Origin of the sequence: Pseudomonas sp. DCB_AW (genome assembly GCF_026240895.1) — a bacterium.
GTDB lineage: Bacteria > Pseudomonadota > Gammaproteobacteria > Pseudomonadales > Pseudomonadaceae > Aquipseudomonas > Aquipseudomonas kermanshahensis.
In genome coordinates this window covers 74,713-93,946 of the sequence record NZ_JAPFCE010000002.1, presented here as the reverse complement: position 1 = coordinate 93,946, position 19,234 = coordinate 74,713, and the positions used below count along the sequence as shown (strand labels likewise).

Sequence of the window (19,234 nt, the reverse complement as noted above, 5' to 3'; positions counted from 1 at the left end):
GTCCCGCTCATCGCGACTTGTAGACGTCTTTGTAACGGGTGGTGGCCGCGCTGTGGGCCTGATAGTTCTGCACGTCGTGGTACAGCACCACGGTGTCGGTCATCTGCGACACCGGCAGAATCGCGCCCACCTGGGCGTCCAGGGACGTCTGGATCTGCTGGTACTGGGCCAACTGCCGCGCCTTGTCCGGTTCCACTTCGGCCTGCTCGATGAGGGTGTTCAACTCAGGGCTGTAGAACGACGTGCGCCAGCCCTGGAAGTTGCTCAGCTTGGCTTCGTCACGGTTGTCCGGGTTGTACACCAGGGTGCGCAAGCTGGAATGCGGATGCCGCTCGGCACCGCCGCCGCCGCGGCCCACCAGGATGTCGAAGCTGCGTTCGCGCATGGCGCCGTAGATCTGGTTGCCGGTGCCGGTGACGATGGTGGCCTGGATGCCGGCCTGGGCCAGGGTGGCCTGCAGGCTGGAGGCAATGTTGATGAACGGGGGTTCGGTGAGCACGCGGATGGTGGTCTTGAAACCATTGGGGTAACCGGCTTCTGCCAGCAGTTTTTTCGCTTCGGCCACGTTCAGGCTATAGCCAGGGTCGTCCAGGCGTGCCGGCAGGCCTAGTGGCAGCGGGCGCTGATTGAGCTGGCCGTAATGCGGCATGACGGTCTGGTTGATGCCCTGATAGTCGATCAGCGAACGCACGGCCTTGCGCACGCGGGCGTCGTCGTAGGGTTTTTGTTTGACGCTCAGCGCCACGTAGTAGAGCGTGCCGCGCTGCACGGTCTCGGTGCGCACCTTGTCGGACTTCTCCAGCGCTTCGATGTCCGGGGCGGACATGCCCTTGGCCAGGTCCAGGTCGCCGCGTTCCACCATCAGCCGCAACGACTGCGATTCGGTCATGTTGCGCATGACGATGCGCTTGAGCTTGGCCGGGCCACCCCAATAGCCGTCGAAACGGCTCATCAGGATCACGTCGTTGGCACGCCAGTCGTTGAGGATGAATGGGCCGCTGCCAGCGGCATGGGTGGTCAGCCAGGCGGCGCCCATGTCGTCGCCCTTCTGGTGCTGCTGAACGACCTTGCGGTCGAGGATGAACGCGCTGGGCGAGGTCGCCAGGGTGTTCAGCACCAACAGCGGGTCGGTCGGCCGCGGCAGTTCGAGGACAAAGGTGTGTTCATCGCTGGCGCGCATGTATTGGGCGACGTTGCCCGCCGTGAAGCCGTAGGCCTTCCAGGTCGAGGCCAGGGCCAGGTTGAGCTTGAGGATGCGCTGCAGTGACCAGGCGACGTCCTCGGCGCTGAACGCGTTGCCGGACTGGAACTTCACGCCTTCGCGCAACTTGAAGGTGAGGGTCTTGCGGTCATCGCTGACCTGCCAGCTTTGCGCCAGCGCCGGCACCAGTTGGTCCGGTTGCTGCGCGTCCTGCACCAGCAGCATGTCGTACAGGTTGGCGTTGACCTCGGAAACGTCCAGCCCGGTGGCACCGGCTGGGTCGAGGGACAACAGGTTGATCATGCTCATGCCGACGATCAACTGGTCGGCCGGCGTCTTGGCGAAAGCAGCAGGTACCGAGGTCATTGCCAGCGATGCAGCAAGGACCCCTGCCCAGAATGTGGGGAGAACGCTCATGTGAGATTGCCTTTTTATAGTTATTGGACTCTCGGGCGGCACGCGAGGGCGCGTGCCGCCATGCACGAATCAGAAGCGTTGCAGCGTGTGGGTCTCGACGTAGTCGAAATCGATCTCTTCACCCAGGCCCGGCAGGTCCGACAGGTGCACGAAGCCGTCCTTGTCCATCGGGTCGACCAGGCGCTTGAGGTAGGCCGGTACTTCGTCGTAATCGAGGAACGGGTGCAGCAGGCCGCGCTCGTACCAGGTGCAGTTCTTGATCGCCCCGACCACGGCCAGGTTGGCTGCGCCGTTGCCGTGGATCTCGCAATCCATGCCAAATGACTCGGCCATGTGCGCCACCTTCAGGCATGGGGCGATGCCACCGACCCCGGCAACCCCGGCACGCAGGATGTCACACACATCGTTCTTGACCCAGCTGGCCCGGCTCAGGTGCTTGCCACCCAGGCTTTCCGGGCCCAGTACCGGGATGTCCAACTGGCTGGACAGCCAGGCATAGGATTCGGCGGAGTCTTCCATCATCGGCTCTTCGAACCAGGCGAAGTCGAGCTTTTCCAGGGCACGGCCGATGGTCAGGGCGTCGGTGCGGCTGTACCAGTGGTAGCCGTCGATCATCAGGGCGATGTCCGGGCCGACTGCCTCGCGCACCGCGGCGCAGGCCTTGATATCCATGCTCACGCTGGGCGCGAACGACACAGGCGGCATCCAGGTGTGCAGCTTGATCGCTTTATAGCCGCGCTTGACCAGGGTTTCGGCAAAGCGCCCGTATTCCTCAGGGGTCGACAGGCCACCTTCAAGCTCATCGCCACACATGGTCGAGCCGTACGCAGGCACCTTGTCGCGGTAGCCACCAATCAACTTGTGCACCGGCACATTGAGCTTGCGCCCGGCCCAGTCCCACAAGGCCTGCTCGACCAACGCCAGGGCGCGATCGGTCAACTGGCTGGCACTGCCGCGCTGCCAGTGGGCGAGGTCGTGCCAGATCTTCTCGCGGTCGAAGGCGTTTGCGCCGACCAGCACCTTGCGCACGAAACCGTCGAGCACGTAGGGGCGGATCAGTTCAGGGGCACCCAGTGCATAGCCTTCGTTACCGCATTCGGTGGTGATGCGCAGCAGCGCCATCTTGGCCTGGGTTACGTCACCGGGGTGGGCATGGCCGGCGCTGTCGACAGCACGGCGCGTGGGGTAGGAAAAAACCTGGACGTTTACAGCAGTGATGATCATGGACGTCTGAGCCTTCTTATTGGATTTGTGGCGGGTGAGTCACGCTCTGGAGGTCATCCTACGTCATCATACAACTTTTGAAAAGCACCCCTTAAAAACTTTCAAAAATGGCTTTTACGTATGCTTTTTTACCTCTTTTGGGATGCCGATCGCATTCCAATGGTTGCACTAAAGCCTCTATATCAGGCATTTCAAAGGCGATCCGAAAGGTCATCCGACAACCACTGAAGAAATCGTAGACAACCGAAATGTTGTACGATAACTTTGCCGCATCTGATCGCGGCGCCCTGCCCCTACCGCATCCGATCGTGACCACCCGCTTCAAAACGACCTCAACAAAAACAAGAAAAGAAGATCGAATGAACACCACACTCCGCAATCTCATTGCTGTCAGTACACTCGGCCTGTCGTTTTATGCCTGCGCAGACTCGGCCAGCATCAACTACCGCCACGGCTACACCGAAGACGACAGCATCCATTCCGACCGGATCAAGCTGAACTACCGGATGGACACTGGCCTGGGCTTCGCCGCCGAGATCAAGTACAAGACCGCCGGCGACCGCGAGGACGTGGCGTACGACAACATGGTCAACAACGGCCATGAGTTCACCGTGGACTACAACTACAAGCTGAGTCCCAAGTCGACCCTCACCCCCGCGTTCCAGATGGACAGTTCCAAGGACGCCACCACCTACAAGTTCGGTTTGAAGTACAACTACAAGATCAGCGACACCTGGTACGTCGCCACCCGTGTGCGGCACGACGCGCGCAACCTCGACCGCGACCAGATCGACCACTCCAAGGCAGACCGCGCCAAGGACAACCAGAACACCACTCGGCTCGAAGGCTGGCTCGGCTACACCCCGAAAGGGCCGTGGGCCTTCGAGTACCAGTACATTTATTTCGACACCGACTACATCCGCTACGACAACAAGAAGAGCGACTACGAGCAGAACCTGATCGTCAAGTACAAGCTCAACAAGCAGTGGGCGCCGTTCATGGAAGTGGGTGACATCAAGGTCAACGCCTACACCGACGACCGCCAGGCCCGCTGGCGCCTGGGCATCCAGTACAACTTCATGTAATGCCGCGCTGCCGGGTGCCTGCCAGGTGGCCCGGCGTTGTCGCCCAACTACCCCCCAACCACCCCTCACGCCAAGGCGCTCGCCATGACCACACCCTCCTCGCCCACCCCGGGCAAACCGTTCAACCGCCTGCTGCTGACCGGCGCCGCCGGCGGGCTCGGGCAGATCCTGCGCGAAGCCCTGCAGGCGCACGCCAACGTCGTACGGGCTTCCGATATCAATGCGATGGCGCCCGCAGCGGGCGCACATGAAGAAGTGATCAGTTGCAACCTTGCGGACAAGGCCGGTGTACTGGCGCTTGCCCAAGGCGTGGATGCCATCGTCCACTTGGGTGGGATTTCCACGGAGCGTGCGTTCGAAGAGATTCTCGACGCCAATATCCGCGGCACTTTTCATATCTATGAAGCGGCACGCAAGCACGGGATCCCACGGGTGGTGTTCGCCAGCTCCAACCACGTCACTGGGTTTTATCCGCAAGACGAGCAGGTGGATGCACAGTCTGTGCGTCGCCCAGACTGTTATTACGGGTTGTCGAAATCGTATGGCGAAGACCTCGCCACCTTCTATTTCCACCGTTACGGCATCGAGACCGTGAGCTTGCGCATCGGCTCGTCATTCCCAGAACCGCGCAACATGCGCATGCTCTCGACCTGGCTGAGCTATGCAGACCTTTCACACCTGGTAGAACGGGCCTTGCTCGCTGAAAACGTTGGCCACACCGTGGTTTATGGCGTGTCGGCCAACCGCGAGCTGTGGTGGGACAACCGCTATGCGGCGCACTTGGGCTTCAATCCGCAGGACAGCTCGGAGCGCTTTCGCGCGAAACTCGAGCAACAGCCAAAACCTACTACTGACGATGCCAGCGCGCACCTGCAAGGTGGCGCCTTCACCGTCGCCGGCCCATTCGGCGACTGACCCCGCGGTCTGCCACCCTTTAAAGCCCCTTGCACCCGAGCGGTGCAGCGGGCTCAGGCCATCAGAATGCTCACCAGCATCTGTGCAGGCCGGCTCAACTCCACGCCCTTGCGCGTGACCACTTCGTACGGCTCGCTGCGCGACTTCAGTTGCAGCGGCAGGCGCACCAGCATGCCATGGTCCAGTGCGACCTTGGCCACATCCCACGGCATCACAGCGAGCAAGCCCGGGTCCTGCAGCAGCATCGACAACGTGGTGAAGGTCGAGGACGTTTCAATCGGGTATTGCGGAAAGCTCAGGCCCGCTTCGCGGAATTCGCGCTCCAACGTCAAGCGCATGGGCATGTTGACTGGGAATACCACCCAGCGTGAACTGGCCAACTGCGCAAGGTTCAAGGTCTCGCTGCCGGCCAGGGCGTGTGCAGGGTTGGCCACCAGCACCAATTGCTCCTGGTGTTTCGGCACACTGTCGTAGGCGGCGGGCCGCGGGCTGACACTGGTCCGGCAGATCACCACGTCCAGGCGGCCCTGGTCGAGCAGGTTGAGCAGGCGGTCGCTGGTGTCCTCAACTACCGACACCGACAGGTCTGGCTGGCTTTCACGCAAGCGCGCCAACCCCTCCACCAATATCGGCACCGCCCCCATAATCGTGCCGACCGACAAACGACCCCCATGGCCCTGCAGAATACCCAGCATCTCTTCACGCAGGTGTGCCAGGTCGTTACTGATCAGGCGCGCGTAGCGCAGCACGCAACGGCCCAGGTCATTGGCCTCGAGGCCCTTGCTGGTGCGCTCGAACAGCACCGCGCCCAGGGTCGATTCAATCTCGTTGAGGGCTTTTGTCGCCCCCGGTTGGGTGATCGACATAGCCTCGGCCGCTTTATGAATCGAGCCCAGCTCATCCAGGCTGATCAATAACCGCAACTGGCGCAGGCGAAGGCGCGAGGCCATGGAACTCAGGGGTGGCAGCATAGGGGATCACTTAAAGTTATCACGGGGTCAGCAGGTCTCATTAGGCAGCAACGGCGGGGAAAATTAAAGTGACCTGCATCTTCAACAAGAACAACACAGGAACCCGCATGCGCCTGATCCAATTTGAAACCGCACCCGGCCAACGCCACGTCGGCGTGGTCGAAGGCGACCTGATCCAGGTCGTGCGTGATACCCACTCCATGCGTGAGCTGGCCTTGGCCGCGATCCGCAACCACACCAGCCTGGCCGCAGAAGTGCTCGAACGCGGCCTGGACAGCACGCAACACAGTTACAGCCAGGCCCTGAGCGACTGCCGCGTACTGCCCCCGCTGGACCACGAAGACCCAGCCCATTGCCTGATCAGCGGCACCGGCCTGACCCACCTAGGCAGTGCTGCCACCCGCGACAAGATGCACCAGCAAAAAATCGACGATGCGGCGGCGTTGACCGACACCGCGCGGATCTTCCAGTGGGGCATCGAAGGTGGCCGCCCGGCACCGGGCACCGCAGGTGTACAACCGGAGTGGTTCTACAAGGGCGACGGCTCCATTGTGGTCCGCCCTGGCCAGGCCTTGCAGCGCCCGGCCTTTGCCGAAGATGCCGGTGAAGAGCCCGAGCTGGCCGGCCTGTATGTGATCGGCGATGATGGCCAGCCCTACCGCCTGGGTTTTGCCATCGGTAACGAGTTTTCCGACCATGTGATGGAACGACGCAACTACCTGTACCTGGCTCACTCCAAATTGCGCAGTTGCGCCTTTGGCCCTGAACTGCGGGTCGGTGAGCTGCCGCGCCACCTCGATGGCATCAGCCGGATTCGTCGCGGCGACCAGGTGATCTGGGAAAAGGCCTTCCTCAGCGGTGAGGACAACATGTGCCACTCGCTGGACAACCTGGAGTATCACCACTTCAAGTACGCCCAGTTCCTGCGCCCAGGCGATGTGCACGTGCACTTCTTCGGCACGGCGACCTTGTCGTTCGCCGACCAGATCAAGCCCGCCGAGGGCGATGTGTTCGAGATCAGCCTGCCTGATTTCGGCGCCCCTTTGTGCAATGGCATTGCCGGGACGCCTTCGGCCATCTCACCTGGCGAGGTGAAGACGCTCTGAACCGACGGCGGCGCAGGGCCGCGCCGCCGCGGCATTTCATAACAATCACAACAGTGAGATGAGCATGAAACACACCCCTTACCCGGCGGCCACAGCCGCCACGGCCAGCACAGACACCGCCAAGCCGACCACCGTGCGCTGGCGGATCTTCTTGATCCTGCTGTTGCTGGCAGCGATCAACTACATCGACCGGGCGTCGCTGTCGGTGGCCCTGCCCTTGATTTCTGCCGAGTTCGAACTCACCCCAGCACTTGAAGGGTTGATCCTCAGCGCGTTCTTCTGGTCCTACGCCCTGATGCAGATCCCGGCCGGTGTGCTGCTCGACCGCTTCCAGGTGCGCAACATCATTGGTGTCGCCACCATCGGCTGGGGCGCCTTCCAGGCGCTGGGCGGCTTTGCCCACAACTGGATTACCCTGCTGGTCACCCGCATTGGCCTGGGCGTGGCCGAGTCGCCGATCATGCCGGCGGGCGCCAAACTCAACGGCGCTTGGTTGACCCCCAACGAACGTGGCCGCGGCGCCACCCTGGTCGACGGCGGCGCGCCGCTGGGCACAGCGTTTGGCGCGATCATCATCGCCGGGCTGATCACCTGGTTCGACTCCTGGCGCATCGCCTTCATCATCGCCGGTGTCGGCACTGTGGCGGCAGGCATCTGGGCCTGGTGGTACATCCGCAACCACCCCAGCGAACACCCGCAGGTCAACGCCGCCGAACTGGCCTACATCACCCAAGCCAACGACGCCGCGACCCAGGCCAACGGCAACCGCAAGGCGGTACTCAAAGAGCTGCTGAAAAGCCGCTCGGTGCTGTGCATGTTCGCCGGCTACGCCTGCTACAACAGCGTGTTCTATGGCCTGCTGACCTGGATGCCAAGCTACCTGCACCAAGCCCACAACCTGGACATCAAGGCCATGGGTGGCGCGACCTTCCTGATCTTCATGTGCGGTTTTGTCGGCGAGCTGGTGGGCGGCTGGATCTCGGACAAGTGGAAAGCCAATGGCGGCCAGCCGAACACGGTCATGCGCAGCATGTTCGCAGGCTCCGCTGCCGTCGCCGCGCTGTGCATCCTGCTGGTGGCCTACACCCCCGATGCTGCACGGGTGATCGCCCTGCTGTGCGTGGCGCTGTTCTTCATCCGCTGGTGCGGCATGTACTGGTGCCTGCCGGCCATTCTCGGCGGTAAATCCAAAGCCGGCGTTCTGGGCGGCAGCATGAACTTCTGCGGCAACATGGTTGGCGTGCTGGTACCGATCCTGATCGGCCTGATCGTGCAGTTCACCGGTTCGTACTTCTTGGCCCTGATCTTCTTCGTGGTCATGGCCTTCGGCCTGATGCTGTTCTCTGGCCTGATCGACTATCGCGAGCGCGGGCTGGCCTGAGCCACGCGCCCTATTGAGGTAACTGTCATGCAACTCATTACAACAACAGGCAGTGAACGCGCTGCCCACGCCGTGATCCGTCTCAACCCGCTCGACGACGTGCTCATCGCCCGCCAGGCCCTGCCCGAAGGGTTGCTGCTGGACGAGGGCATCACCGTTCGCCAGCCAATCCCTGCCGGGCACAAGGTGGCGGCGCGCGACATTGCGGCCGGCCAGCCGCTGCGCCGCTACGGGCAGATCATCGGCTTCGCCAGCCAGGCCATCACCGCAGGCGAGCATGTGCACGTGCATAACCTGGCAATGGGTGACTTTGCCCGTGACTACGCCTTTGGCGTCGATGCCCGTGGCGCGCAGGCGCCCAACGACGACACCTTCAGGGGGATCGTCCGGGCCGATGGCCGGGTCGCCACGCGCAACTATGTCGGCATCCTCACTTCGGTGAACTGCTCGGCCACCGTGGCCCGGGCAATCGCCGACCATTTTCGCCGTGACATTCACCCCGAAGCGTTGGCGCCGTACCCGAACGTCGACGGCGTGGTGGCCCTGACCCACGGCGTCGGTTGCGCCGTCGACCCCTCTGGCGAGGCTTTGGCCATGCTGCGCCGGACCTTGGGCGGCTATGCCGTGCATGCCAACTTCGCCTCGGTGCTGCTAATCGGCCTGGGTTGCGAAACCAACCAGATCCCTGAGCTGCTCGCCGCCCAAGGGTTGGAAAGCAGTCACACCCTGCGCACCTTCACCATCCAAGGCACCGGTGGCACCAGCAAGACCATCGCCAGCGGCATTGCCCAGGTCAAGGCGTTGCTCGCCGAAGCCAACCAGGTCGAGCGCCAGCCAGTCAGCGTGCGCCACCTTACCGTGGGCCTTCAATGCGGGGGTTCGGACGGCTACTCGGGCATCACCGCCAACCCTGCGCTGGGCAATGCCGTGGACCGGCTGGTAGCCGCAGGCGGTACCGCAATCCTGTCGGAAACACCCGAAATCTACGGTGCCGAGCACCTGCTGACGCGCCGCGCCGTAAGCCAGCAGGTTGGTGAAAAGCTGATCGCCCGCATCCAGTGGTGGGAAGCCTATTGCCAGCGCATGGGCGCCGAGCTGAACAACAACCCCTCTGCCGGGAACAAGGCCGGTGGCTTGACCACCATCCTGGAAAAATCACTGGGTGCGGTCGCCAAGGCCGGCTCCAGTGACCTGGTGGATGTGTACGAATACGCAGAGCCGGTGCGCGCCCATGGCCTGGTGTTCATGGACACCCCCGGTTATGACCCGATTTCGGCCACTGGCCAAGTCGCCGGGGGGGCCAACTTGATCGCTTTCACCACCGGCCGCGGTTCCGCCTACGGCTGTGCGCCCTCGCCGTCCATCAAGCTGGCGACCAACACGCGCCTGTGGGAAACACAGGAAGACGACATGGACGTCAACTGCGGCGGCATTGCCGACGGCAGCATGACCATCGAAGAGCGCGGCGAGCACATCTACCAGATGATGCTGCGCATCGCATCGGGGGAGCGCAGCAAGAGCGAACAGCATGGCTACGGGCAGAACGAGTTCGTGCCGTGGCAGATCGGCGCCATTACCTGACTGCTTGCCTTGATGTACCTGCCTCAACGTTTATCGGAGCCCTCATGACCCAGATCCTTGGTCACAATTACATCGGCGGCCAGCGCTCGGCGCAAGGCAATACGCTGCTCAAGAGCCTAGATGCCAGCACTGGCGAAGCGCTGCCCGGCGCATTCAGCCAAGCCACCGAAGCTGAAGTGGATGCGGCCGCAACGGCTGCTGCCGCGGCCTTCCCGGCCTACCGCAACCTGCCGGCCGAGCAACGTGCAGTGTTTCTGGAGGCGATTGCCGACGAACTCGATGCACTGGGTGACGCCTTCATCGCCACGGTATGCCGGGAAACGGCCCTGCCCGCCGGCCGAATCCAGGGGGAACGTGCCCGCACCAGCGGCCAGATGCGCCTGTTCGCCACGGTGCTGCGCCGGGGTGATTTTTACGGCGCCCGCATTGACCGCGCGCAGGCGCAGCGCCAGCCGCTGCCGCGCCCGGACATACGCCAGTACCGTATCGGGGTGGGCCCGGTTGCCGTGTTCGGGGCCAGCAACTTCCCGCTGGCGTTCTCGACCGCAGGCGGCGATACCGCATCGGCCCTGGCCGCCGGCTGCCCGGTGGTGTTCAAGGCGCACAGCGGCCACATGGCCACCGCTGAAGGTGTAGCGGATGCCATCTTGCGCGCTGCGACGCGCAGTGGCATGCCGGCGGGCGTCTTCAACATGGTCTACGGTGCGGGCGTCGGCGAGTGGCTGGTCAAGCACCCGGCCATCCAGGCCGTCGGTTTCACCGGCTCGCTCAAGGGCGGTAACGCGCTGATGCGCATGGCTGCGGAGCGGGCACAACCGATCCCGGTGTTTGCCGAGATGTCCAGCATCAACCCGGTGATCCTGCTGCCTGAAGCGCTGGCTCAGCGAGGCGCTGCACTGGCCCGCGAGCTCGCCGCGTCCGTGACCCTGGGCTGTGGCCAGTTCTGCACCAACCCAGGCTTGGTGCTGGGCATGCGCTCTGCTGCATTCAGCCATTTTGTCGAGCACCTGCAAGCACATATGGCCGAGCAAGGCGCCCAGACCATGCTCAACGCCGGCACCCTGGCCAGCTACCGCCAGGGCCTACAACACTTGCACGCGCACCCCGGCATCACCCACCTGGCCGGCGCCGAGCAAGGCGAGCGGCAGGCGCAGCCGCAACTGTTCAAGGCCGATGTCAGCCTGCTGCTGAACGGCGACCCGCTGCTGCAGGAAGAAGTGTTCGGGCCCACGACCCTGGTCATTGAAGTTGAAGATCAGGCGCAACTCAGCGCCGCCGTGCAAGCCCTGCGCGGGCAACTGACCGCCACGGTCATTGGCGAAGCAGCAGAACTGACAGGCTTCAGCTGGTTGAGTGAATTGCTCCAGGAAAAGGTGGGCCGCGTGTTGTTCAACGGCTACCCCACCGGCGTCGAGGTGTGCGATGCGATGGTCCACGGCGGCCCATACCCTGCCACCTCGGACGCCCGCGGCACCTCGGTGGGGTCGCTGGCGATCGATCGCTTCCTGCGGCCAGTGTGCTTCCAGAACTACCCTGATGCGATGCTGCCCCCTGCGTTGCAGAACGCCAATCCACTGGGTATCTGGCGCTTGATTGATGGTGAGGGTAGCCGCTCAAGCTGCTAGAGGGGCCTTGTGCCCCCCGTCGAGCCGTCAGGCGCTCGACGGGGGGAAATTTTGAACTCCCCTCACCGCACCCTCTCCCACCTGAAGAGCCCCCGCGATTCTTCAGGACCCCGCCATGGCAAAGCCCCTGCAGGAATACCAGCGCAAACGTGACTTCAATGCCTCGCCCGAGCCGAGCGGTAAACATGGCCGGGGCCGGAAGCCTCATGCCCTGCAGTTCTGCATCCAGAAGCACGACGCCAGCCACCTGCACTACGACTTCCGCCTGGAGCTCGACGGCACGCTCAAGAGCTGGGCCATCCCCAAGGGCCCGTCGCTGGACCCGAAGGTGCGGCGCTTGGCCGTGCACGTCGAAGATCACCCGCTGGACTACGCCGATTTCGAGGGCAATATCCCCGAAGGTCATTACGGCGCGGGCGATGTGATCGTCTGGGACCGTGGCATCTGGGAGCCTGAAGGTGATGCGCAGCAGGCCTACGCCAAGGGCAAGCTGCGCTTTCGCCTGCAAGGCGAGAAGCTCAACGGCGTCTGGAACCTGTTCCGCACCCACCTGGCGGGCAAAAAAGAGCAATGGATGCTGGTCAAGTCGCACGATGGCGAAGCCCGTAGCGAGGCCGATTACAGCATCGTCGAGGCCCAGCCCGACAGCGTGCTCAGCGAGCGCACCCTGGTCCCCAGGCGTAGCAAGCCTGCCGAAAAAGCGGCGCCGCGTACCCGCAAACGCAAGGCAGGCGCACAGAAGGCCCCGTTACCCGACACACTGCAACCGCAACTTGCGACCCTGGTCGACTCGCCACCCGCCGGCGACTGGTTGTACGAGGTCAAGTTCGATGGCTACCGGATTCTCGCGCGCATCGACGGCGATGACGTGCGTCTTTTTACCCGCAATGGCCACGATTGGACCGCCAAGCTGCCCCATCAGCGAGATGCACTACGCACGCTGGGCCTCGACTCGGCCTGGTTGGACGGCGAAATGGTGGTCAATGACGAACACGGCGTGGCCGACTTCCAGGCCCTGCAGAACGCCTTTGACGTGGAGGACGACCAGCACATCCTCTATTACCTGTTCGACCTGCCCTTCCTGGGCGGCGAGGACCTACGCCAGTTACCGCTGCAAGCGCGGCGCAAAACCCTGCAGCAATTGCTTGAACAGGCCGACTCGCAGTGGCTGAGGTTTTCCGAAGGTTTCGATCAGCCGGTCGACTCCCTGCTCGACAGCGCCTGCCGCATGAACCTGGAAGGCCTGATCGGCAAGCGCGCCGACAGCCCTTACACCGGGCGCCGCAGCGCCGACTGGGTCAAGCTCAAGTGCCAGCAACGCCAGGAGTTCGTGATTGTCGGCTACACCGACCCCAAGGGCAGCCGCAGCGCTTTTGGCGCCTTGCTGCTGGCCGTGCACGACGACAGCGGCGCGCTGCGCTATGCCGGCAAAGTCGGTACAGGGTTCAGTGCTGCCACCCTGGAAACCATTCATGCGCGGCTCAAACCGTTGGAAACCCCCAAGCCGATGCTGAGCAAACCGCCGACCGGCGCCGAAGCCCGGGGCGTGCACTGGCTTAAGCCGGCGTTGCTGGCCGAAGTCGCCTACGCACAGATGACCCGAGACGGCGTGGTGCGCCATGCGGTGTTCCACGGCCTGCGTGATGACAAACCCGCGACCGCGATCGACCTGGAGCACGCCATGCCTGGCAAGTCCGTGGCTAAAACCAAGGCTCAGCACAAGCCCGAGGCGTTGGGCGAACTGCGCCTGACTCACCCTGACCGCGTCATCGACGCCACCCGCGCCACCACCAAACGCCAAGTCGCCGAATACTATGCGCAGGTGAGCCAATGGATCCTGCCCCAGCTTAAAAACCGCCCCGTGGCGCTGGTACGCGCGCCCGATGGCCTCGGTGGCGAGTTGTTCTTCCAGAAAAACGCTGGCCAACTGCACATCCCCAACGTGGTCAGCTACGACAAGAAACAGGCCGGCCAGGCCGCCATGGTCATCAACCGCGCCGATACCCTGCTGGGCGCGGTGCAGATGAACATGCTCGAACTGCACACCTGGAACGCCACCGACAAGGACTTCGACAAACCGGACCGCTTCGTGCTCGACCTGGACCCGGACCCGGCGCTGCCCTGGAAGGCCATGCTGGAGGCCACGCAGCTGACCTTGACCCTGCTCGACGAACTTGGCCTGAAGGTGTTTCTGAAGACCAGTGGTGGCAAGGGCATTCACATTGTCGTGCCGCTGACCCGAAAAGCGGGCTGGGACGAGGTGAAGGACTTCAGCCATGCGATCGTCGACTACCTGGCCAACCTGTTCCCCGATCGCCTCAGCGCCGTGTCGGGGCCGAAAAACCGGGTCGGGCGGATTTTCATCGACTATCTGCGCAATGGCAAAGGCGCCACCACCGCCTGTGCCTACTCCTTGCGTGCGCGGGAGGGCCTGCCGGTGTCCGTGCCGATCTGGCGTGAAGAGCTGGCCGGGCTCAAGGGTGCCAATCAATGGCACATCGGCAACCTGCACGAGCGCCTGGCCGAGGTGGACGACCCCTGGGCCGACATGGGCAAGACCCGTCAATCGATCACTGCGCGCATGCGCAAACAGCTAGGGCTGGGCTGATGAGCATCATTCAGGACTTTGATTTGAACACCCTCGACCGCCTGTTGCGCACCTTCACCGAAAGGCCGCAGGCGCTGAACCTCGATACCCAACTGCCAGCGCTGATGCAGGCGCTGCAGGCCGACCACCTTGACCTGCTGCCCCTGCCCGGCCAGGGCAACACGCTGCGCCGCTGGCAGAGCCTGGCCCGCATTGCTGGCTGTGACATGGCCTTGGCCAAGCTCTACGAAGGCCATACCGATGCCTTGGCGATCCTGGCCGAATGTGGCGCCGCGCACCATGCGCAGGATGGCATTTGGGGTGTATGGGCGGCGGAACCGCCAGATGCCCGCGCACGTATCGTCGAGCGCCAGGGCGAGCAGGTGCGGCTTTCGGGCCGCAAGGCGTGGTGCTCGGGCGCCTTGCAAATTGACCGCGCACTGATCACGGCATGGGGCGAAGACGACCAACCGCAGCTGGTGGCCATAGAGCTGTCCCACCCCAGCCAAGGCTTGCGTATCGAACAGTGGCAGGCGGTCGGCATGGCCATTACCGCGAGCGTCGAAGTCGAGTTCAACCATACGCCTGGTATCGCCATCGGCAGGCCCGGGCAGTACCTCTCCAGACCCGGCTTTTGGCACGGTGGCGGGGGTATCGCGGCGTGCTGGTACGGCGGCGCCGAGGCCCTGGCGGACTACCTGCGCGAACACTGTCGCAACCCGCGGCCAGACCCGCACGCCGACGCGCACTTGGGGGCTGTGGACGCCGCCTTGTGCGGTGCCAGGGCGGCGCTGCGCGAGTGTGCGGGCTGGATCGACCGCCAGCCGGGCGCAGACGCCTGTTTCGAGGTGCGGCGTACCCGCGCACAGGTCGAGCAGGCCGTCGAGCACGTCATCCATCACGTGGGGCGCGCCTTGGGCGCCTCGCCGTTTTGCCGCAGCAGCCACTTTGCCCGGTTGAGTGCCGACTTGCCGGTGTTCCTGCGCCAGAGCCACGCCGAGCGTGACCTGGCCGCCCTCGGACAGCAGCTGGCTACCCTGCCGGCAGGAGCCTGGCAACTATGAATTTGATCGAGTCGAGTAGCGGTACCCCCTGGTCGGCCTGGCAGCACGCCGCGCACCTGGCCAGGGCCACCTGGATCGACCCAGAGCAACTGTGCCCGCCTGGCCGCCGGCTTGTACTGATCGCCCCGCACCCGGATGACGAAATTCTCATGGCGGGTGGTTTGCTGGCAGGCTTTCATGGGCGCGAGGACGACCTGGTGTTGGTCTCCGCTACCGATGGCGAGGGCAGCCATCCAGGCTCCAGCCACTGGACCGAGCACCGCTTGCGCAGGCAGCGGCCGCTGGAGAGCCGCCACGCCCTGCAACAGCTCGAACTTGACCTCAACCGGCTGGACTGGCGCAGGTTGCACCTGAAGGACGGCGCGCTGCCGCGGGACGAGGCCTTTCTGGTCAACCACCTGAGCCAGTTGCTCAAGCCTGACGACGTGCTGATGGCGACCTGGCGCAACGACGGCCACTGCGACCACGAGGCGGTGGGTAGGGCCGCCGCGCAAGCGGCAATGGCGCGCAAGGTGCAATTGGTGGAGGTGCCGGTCTGGGCCTGGCACTGGGCGCAACCTGACGACCCTCGCCTGCCCTGGCCACGGGCTCATCGCGTGCAGCTGGATGAAACCCGCCTGGCCCGCAAGCGCAAGGCCTTGGCCGCGCACATCAGCCAACTCGAGCCAGATGAAGGCCAACCGCCCGTGCTGCCAGCGAACTTGCAGGAGTGCCTGCTACAGCCTTTCGAATTGGTGTTCTTGTAAAGGGAGTTGTCATGAGCCTCGACGCACAGTATTTCGCCGACCTGTACGCCAGCAGCGAAGACCCTTGGGCCTTTCGCACCCGCTGGTACGAAAAGCGCAAACGCGAGCTGGTCATGGCCAGCCTGCCCCGCCAATGCTATGAGCGCGTGTTCGAGCCTGCGTGCGCCAATGGCGAGCTGAGTGCCTTGCTGGCCGAGCGGTGTGCAGACTTGTTGTGCCAGGACTTGAACCCAACTGCCGTAGGCCTCGCGCGGGAACGCTTGGCCGGGGTCAGCCACGCCTCGGTCGAACTCGGCAGGCTTCCGGGTGATTGGCCCGGTGGTCGCTTTGACCTGATCGTGCTGAGTGAGCTGGGTTACTACCTTGATACCACCGATTGGTTGCAAGTGATCGAACAGTCAGCCACTAGCCTCAGCGACGACGGCGGCCTGCTGGCCTGCCACTGGAAACACCCGATCGCGGGCTGCCCCCAGGACGGGCGTGAAGTGCATCGCATGCTGGGCAAGCATCTGCCGCTGTACCCCGTCTATCGCCATGAAGAAGCGGACTTTCTGCTCGAGTACTGGTCTTGCCAGCCCAGCGTGGTCGACCTTGACGAGACCTGCCCATGATTGCCGTGGTCATACCCGCCCACAACGAAGCGCGCCGCCTGGGTCGTTGCCTCAAGTCCGTGCGGGCGGCTGCAGACCAGGCTGAGTTGGCGGGCTATCGGGTCGAAATACTGGTGGTGCTGGACCGCTGCAGCGATGGTAGTGCGGCGGTTGCCAGGCGGCACCAGGTGCAGACACTGGAAGTGCACGCAGGCAATGTTGGCATGGCGCGCAGTGCCGGCGCGGCACAGATGATCGAACAGGGCGCCAGCTGGCTGGCCTGTACCGATGCCGACAGCCAGGTGCCGCCGCATTGGTTGCTGTCGCAACTGGCGTGTGGTGCGGACGTGGTCTGTGGCACCGTGCATGTGGAGCGCTGGCAGCCCTGGCAGAAAGCCGCGCTGCGCCGGTTGTACCTGAGCCATTACCAGGCGCGAGAGGGGCACCGGCATATCCACGGCGCCAACCTTGGGGTCAGTGCACAGGCGTATTTGCGTATCGGGGGGTTCCAGCCGTTGCCGGCGCATGAAGATGTACAGCTGGTGCGCGACCTGGAGGCGCACGGTGCGCAGATCTCCTGGACGGCACGGCATAGTGTGGCGACCAGCAGCCGACGCGACAGCCGCGCGCGGGAAGGATTTGGGGATTTTCTGGCAGGCCTTGAAGCCTCCCCGTTCTGAATCGCCGGCTTATGGAGATCCTTTTGTGGGAGCGGGCTTGCCCCGCGATGGAGTGCGAAGCGCTCCTGTACCCGATATCGACTAGCGTCAAAGTCGCCGCGAATTCAGGCTTTGCTGCCGCGTTGCGGCAGATCGCGGGGCAAGCCCGCACAACGATGGATGACCATACTTTTCGTACAAAACTAGTGTGGTGTTTCAGAAGTACCACTGAAAATTACTGGCCCAGTGCCCGAGCCGTACGGGCGACTGAGGCAAGGATGTTCTCAGCCTTTTAATGCCACCGAAATGGCTTCGGGTTTTGGTTGTAGGTTTCCATGTAGTACTCGATCGACGCCTCAAGATCCTTGACGCTAACATGTGCCAGGCGCTTGATCCACTTCCCGCTCAGCATTGAGAAAAACCGCTCAACCAGATTCATCCATGACGCCGAAGTCGGCGTGAGATGGATGTTGTAGCGCGCCTCGCCGCATTTTCGGTTTTGAGTGTTGCGTAGCTGTTCATGATCAGGTGAATCGGCATCTCAGCAGAGACTGATGCGTCGATTTCCCTCAGGAAAGCGAGGAATTCGGTGCATCGATGCTGGCGCTTCAGCCGGCCGATGACTTCACCGGTTGCCACACCCAGTGAGGCGAATTTCAGTTCAAAGCTTGGATCTGACTCTTCTCATCGACGCACAGCTCAAGCGCTCTCTCGGGCGGGTTTAAGTACAACCTAACGATGTCGTGCACCTTGTCGACAAACAGCGGATCAATAGCGTTGGCGCCAGCGTGACACGACATCCCCTCGTTGCCTGATTCGCCTCCGCATAGACAAGGATTATCTCGGCGCGCAGGCGTGCATCTTGGGCGCCCTTGCGGAGCTTTACCGACATAACAGCTCCGCTTTTTCGGTTTCAGAAAGGGTAATAACGGTTGCTGGTCGGCCCATGTCGATACACAACTCTTGATGAGTGAGCGTCTATAGAGCATAACCAACATCTTCAATGATACTTCTGAAACACCACACTAGATCGAAATCCCGCGCTTCGGCCTTGTGGGGTTGCTAGGCTTGGTTTCATCCAAATATTTTGCCCATCTGATGAGCTTGTTAGAATCGCCCGGCTCGAGTTCTAAGTTGTTGTTGAACCCATGCTCAAGTACACTTTGCACACGCACCAGGACGCTGTCTTTTTGTATATGCGCTAAATATTCGCCTGAAGGATGCTGAGCTGTACGCTGAAACTCATCAAAACGGGTAGCTATTCCCTTATGTTTTGATAAAATAGCGCCTGATTCAGGGTGCATCCAAGGCCCCGAAATGGCTTCCATGCGTGAGTAGAATTTTACGTGGGTCTTTAGATGTGGGCTTGATTTTAATACTTCATCTGCGGATTTATATTGTATAAGCTTATGATGGTACTCCATACGCCCACCCTCAACCCTAGGTGTCGGTTCCAATCTAAACGAAGATTTTTGCTTGACCGTAAAATAGTCACTTGGAATTAATTCCGGGTTGTCTTTTAATATACGCTTCGCCAGGTTTTGCAGCGTTGGCACCCTCCCTGTGGTATCCATATAGTTCACAGGATCTCCTAGGCAATACGCATAGCAATTTATCCCGCCGCGTAAAAATGGGCTAAAATCGTCGGGCGATGTAAATCGCATGATAGTAGGCAAGTAAAGTCTTTTTCCTTTACCTAAATGATAGCCGTCATTCAACTTATCCCGCATTTCTCCATTAAACTTTAGCATGGACGATTCAGGCCGAGATCCGCCCCATCCATAGGGGGGATAGCTTAATAAAAAAACCATGTGTGGTTCCTGGCTGTAAGGTTTGAGCCTTCATTTTAACCACTCACCAACAATATGCGACTAGCAAATATATCAGGTGCGAGTCAGCGATGGTTCTGCGTGAAGATATTTTCCATTTCTAGCGGGCCGTGAGCGGGAGTTAGAATATGGCGGCGTAACTTTTCGCGTGCTTGTCGAAGCGCGTCACTATGATTGTCTGGCCACCGCAACTGCGGCCTAGAGCGTGATCGGCAGGCTCGTCAGGTCCCCTTTTTTCCCGGCGCCAGCAGAG

Annotated in this window: 15 protein-coding genes and 1 pseudogene; 11 read left to right on the top strand and 5 right to left on the bottom strand. The window is 62.3% G+C overall.

Annotated features, from left to right (window positions below):
- Window positions 1-7: 7 nt before the first annotated feature.
- Both OO306_RS02310 and OO306_RS02305 read right to left on the bottom strand, forming a co-directional pair.
- Complete coding sequence (locus OO306_RS02310; protein ID WP_027593220.1) at window positions 8-1,618, bottom strand: ABC transporter substrate-binding protein; 1,611 nt, start codon at window positions 1,616-1,618, stop codon at window positions 8-10.
- A gap of 69 nt (window positions 1,619-1,687) precedes the next feature.
- Window positions 1,688-2,842, bottom strand: a complete 1,155-nt coding sequence (locus OO306_RS02305; RefSeq protein WP_085272840.1) for a mandelate racemase family protein — start codon at window positions 2,840-2,842, stop codon at window positions 1,688-1,690.
- A gap of 359 nt (window positions 2,843-3,201) precedes the next feature.
- Here OO306_RS02305 and OO306_RS02300 point away from each other — a divergent pair, with 359 nt between their 5' ends.
- Together OO306_RS02300 and OO306_RS02295 are read left to right on the top strand one after the other, a co-directional pair.
- Window positions 3,202-3,927 carry an oligogalacturonate-specific porin KdgM family protein gene (locus OO306_RS02300; RefSeq protein ID WP_027593218.1) on the top strand — a complete coding sequence of 242 codons (726 nt, stop codon included), beginning with the start codon at window positions 3,202-3,204 and terminating at the stop codon, window positions 3,925-3,927.
- Window positions 3,928-4,011: 84 nt separating this feature from the next.
- Complete coding sequence (locus tag OO306_RS02295) at window positions 4,012-4,842, top strand: NAD(P)-dependent oxidoreductase (protein WP_265967550.1); 831 nt, start codon at window positions 4,012-4,014, stop codon at window positions 4,840-4,842.
- Between the two features lie 53 nt (window positions 4,843-4,895).
- On the opposite strand, the gene OO306_RS02290 is transcribed toward OO306_RS02295, so the two are convergent.
- Complete coding sequence (locus OO306_RS02290) at window positions 4,896-5,813, bottom strand: LysR family transcriptional regulator (RefSeq protein ID WP_099429358.1); 918 nt, start codon at window positions 5,811-5,813, stop codon at window positions 4,896-4,898.
- 107 nt (window positions 5,814-5,920) lie between these two features.
- Between OO306_RS02290 and araD1 the strand changes: the two genes are divergently transcribed.
- The 9 genes from araD1 to OO306_RS02245 all read left to right on the top strand — a co-directional run bounded on the left by araD1 (window position 5,921) and on the right by OO306_RS02245 (window position 17,173).
- The gene (gene araD1 / locus OO306_RS02285; RefSeq protein WP_099429359.1) at window positions 5,921-6,919 is read left to right on the top strand and encodes an AraD1 family protein; all 999 of its coding nucleotides are present in this window, start codon (window positions 5,921-5,923) and stop codon (window positions 6,917-6,919) included.
- A gap of 64 nt (window positions 6,920-6,983) precedes the next feature.
- Window positions 6,984-8,300 (top strand): MFS transporter, encoded by a 1,317-nt coding sequence (locus OO306_RS02280; protein WP_172960359.1) that lies wholly within the window; start codon window positions 6,984-6,986, stop codon window positions 8,298-8,300.
- Between the two features lie 27 nt (window positions 8,301-8,327).
- Window positions 8,328-9,881, top strand: coding sequence for a UxaA family hydrolase (locus tag OO306_RS02275; protein ID WP_265967549.1), 1,554 nt, complete (start codon window positions 8,328-8,330; stop codon window positions 9,879-9,881).
- Between the two features lie 44 nt (window positions 9,882-9,925).
- Window positions 9,926-11,506, top strand: a complete 1,581-nt coding sequence (locus OO306_RS02270; protein ID WP_265967548.1) for an aldehyde dehydrogenase (NADP(+)) — start codon at window positions 9,926-9,928, stop codon at window positions 11,504-11,506.
- 115 nt (window positions 11,507-11,621) lie between these two features.
- On the top strand, window positions 11,622-14,114 hold the full coding sequence (ligD, locus tag OO306_RS02265; protein WP_265967547.1) for a DNA ligase D: 2,493 nt from the start codon (window positions 11,622-11,624) through the stop codon (window positions 14,112-14,114).
- The gene (locus tag OO306_RS02260) at window positions 14,114-15,157 is read left to right on the top strand and encodes an acyl-CoA dehydrogenase family protein (RefSeq protein WP_027593210.1); all 1,044 of its coding nucleotides are present in this window, start codon (window positions 14,114-14,116) and stop codon (window positions 15,155-15,157) included. The genes ligD and OO306_RS02260 overlap by 1 nt, the downstream gene beginning before the upstream one ends.
- Entirely contained in the window at window positions 15,154-15,903 is a 750-nt protein-coding gene (locus tag OO306_RS02255; RefSeq protein ID WP_265967546.1) for a PIG-L deacetylase family protein, read from the top strand. The genes OO306_RS02260 and OO306_RS02255 overlap by 4 nt, the downstream gene beginning before the upstream one ends.
- An 11-nt stretch (window positions 15,904-15,914) precedes the next feature.
- On the top strand, window positions 15,915-16,514 hold the full coding sequence (locus tag OO306_RS02250; RefSeq protein ID WP_265967545.1) for a bifunctional 2-polyprenyl-6-hydroxyphenol methylase/3-demethylubiquinol 3-O-methyltransferase UbiG: 600 nt from the start codon (window positions 15,915-15,917) through the stop codon (window positions 16,512-16,514).
- Entirely contained in the window at window positions 16,511-17,173 is a 663-nt protein-coding gene (locus OO306_RS02245; RefSeq protein ID WP_265967544.1) for a glycosyltransferase family 2 protein, read from the top strand. The genes OO306_RS02250 and OO306_RS02245 overlap by 4 nt, the downstream gene beginning before the upstream one ends.
- 271 nt (window positions 17,174-17,444) lie before the next feature.
- Here OO306_RS02245 and OO306_RS02240 read toward each other — a convergent pair.
- Window positions 17,445-18,100, bottom strand: a pseudogene (locus OO306_RS02240) (hypothetical protein).
- Between the two features lie 77 nt (window positions 18,101-18,177).
- The gene (locus tag OO306_RS02235; RefSeq protein WP_265967543.1) at window positions 18,178-18,963 is read right to left on the bottom strand and encodes an RHS repeat-associated core domain-containing protein; all 786 of its coding nucleotides are present in this window, start codon (window positions 18,961-18,963) and stop codon (window positions 18,178-18,180) included.
- Window positions 18,964-19,234: the final 271 nt, after the last annotated feature.

Coding starts and splice junctions, on each gene's coding strand:
- OO306_RS02310 (WP_027593220.1), bottom strand. CDS start 1,618: ATGAGCGTTCTCCCCACATTCTGGGCAGGGGTCCTTGCTGCATCGCTG.
- OO306_RS02305 (WP_085272840.1), bottom strand. CDS start 2,842: ATGATCATCACTGCTGTAAACGTCCAGGTTTTTTCCTACCCCACGCGC.
- OO306_RS02300 (WP_027593218.1), top strand. CDS start 3,202: ATGAACACCACACTCCGCAATCTCATTGCTGTCAGTACACTCGGCCTG.
- OO306_RS02295 (WP_265967550.1), top strand. CDS start 4,012: ATGACCACACCCTCCTCGCCCACCCCGGGCAAACCGTTCAACCGCCTG.
- OO306_RS02290 (WP_099429358.1), bottom strand. CDS start 5,813: ATGCTGCCACCCCTGAGTTCCATGGCCTCGCGCCTTCGCCTGCGCCAG.
- araD1 (WP_099429359.1), top strand. CDS start 5,921: ATGCGCCTGATCCAATTTGAAACCGCACCCGGCCAACGCCACGTCGGC.
- OO306_RS02280 (WP_172960359.1), top strand. CDS start 6,984: ATGAAACACACCCCTTACCCGGCGGCCACAGCCGCCACGGCCAGCACA.
- OO306_RS02275 (WP_265967549.1), top strand. CDS start 8,328: ATGCAACTCATTACAACAACAGGCAGTGAACGCGCTGCCCACGCCGTG.
- OO306_RS02270 (WP_265967548.1), top strand. CDS start 9,926: ATGACCCAGATCCTTGGTCACAATTACATCGGCGGCCAGCGCTCGGCG.
- ligD (WP_265967547.1), top strand. CDS start 11,622: ATGGCAAAGCCCCTGCAGGAATACCAGCGCAAACGTGACTTCAATGCC.
- OO306_RS02260 (WP_027593210.1), top strand. CDS start 14,114: ATGAGCATCATTCAGGACTTTGATTTGAACACCCTCGACCGCCTGTTG.
- OO306_RS02255 (WP_265967546.1), top strand. CDS start 15,154: ATGAATTTGATCGAGTCGAGTAGCGGTACCCCCTGGTCGGCCTGGCAG.
- OO306_RS02250 (WP_265967545.1), top strand. CDS start 15,915: ATGAGCCTCGACGCACAGTATTTCGCCGACCTGTACGCCAGCAGCGAA.
- OO306_RS02245 (WP_265967544.1), top strand. CDS start 16,511: ATGATTGCCGTGGTCATACCCGCCCACAACGAAGCGCGCCGCCTGGGT.
- OO306_RS02235 (WP_265967543.1), bottom strand. CDS start 18,963: ATGGTTTTTTTATTAAGCTATCCCCCCTATGGATGGGGCGGATCTCGG.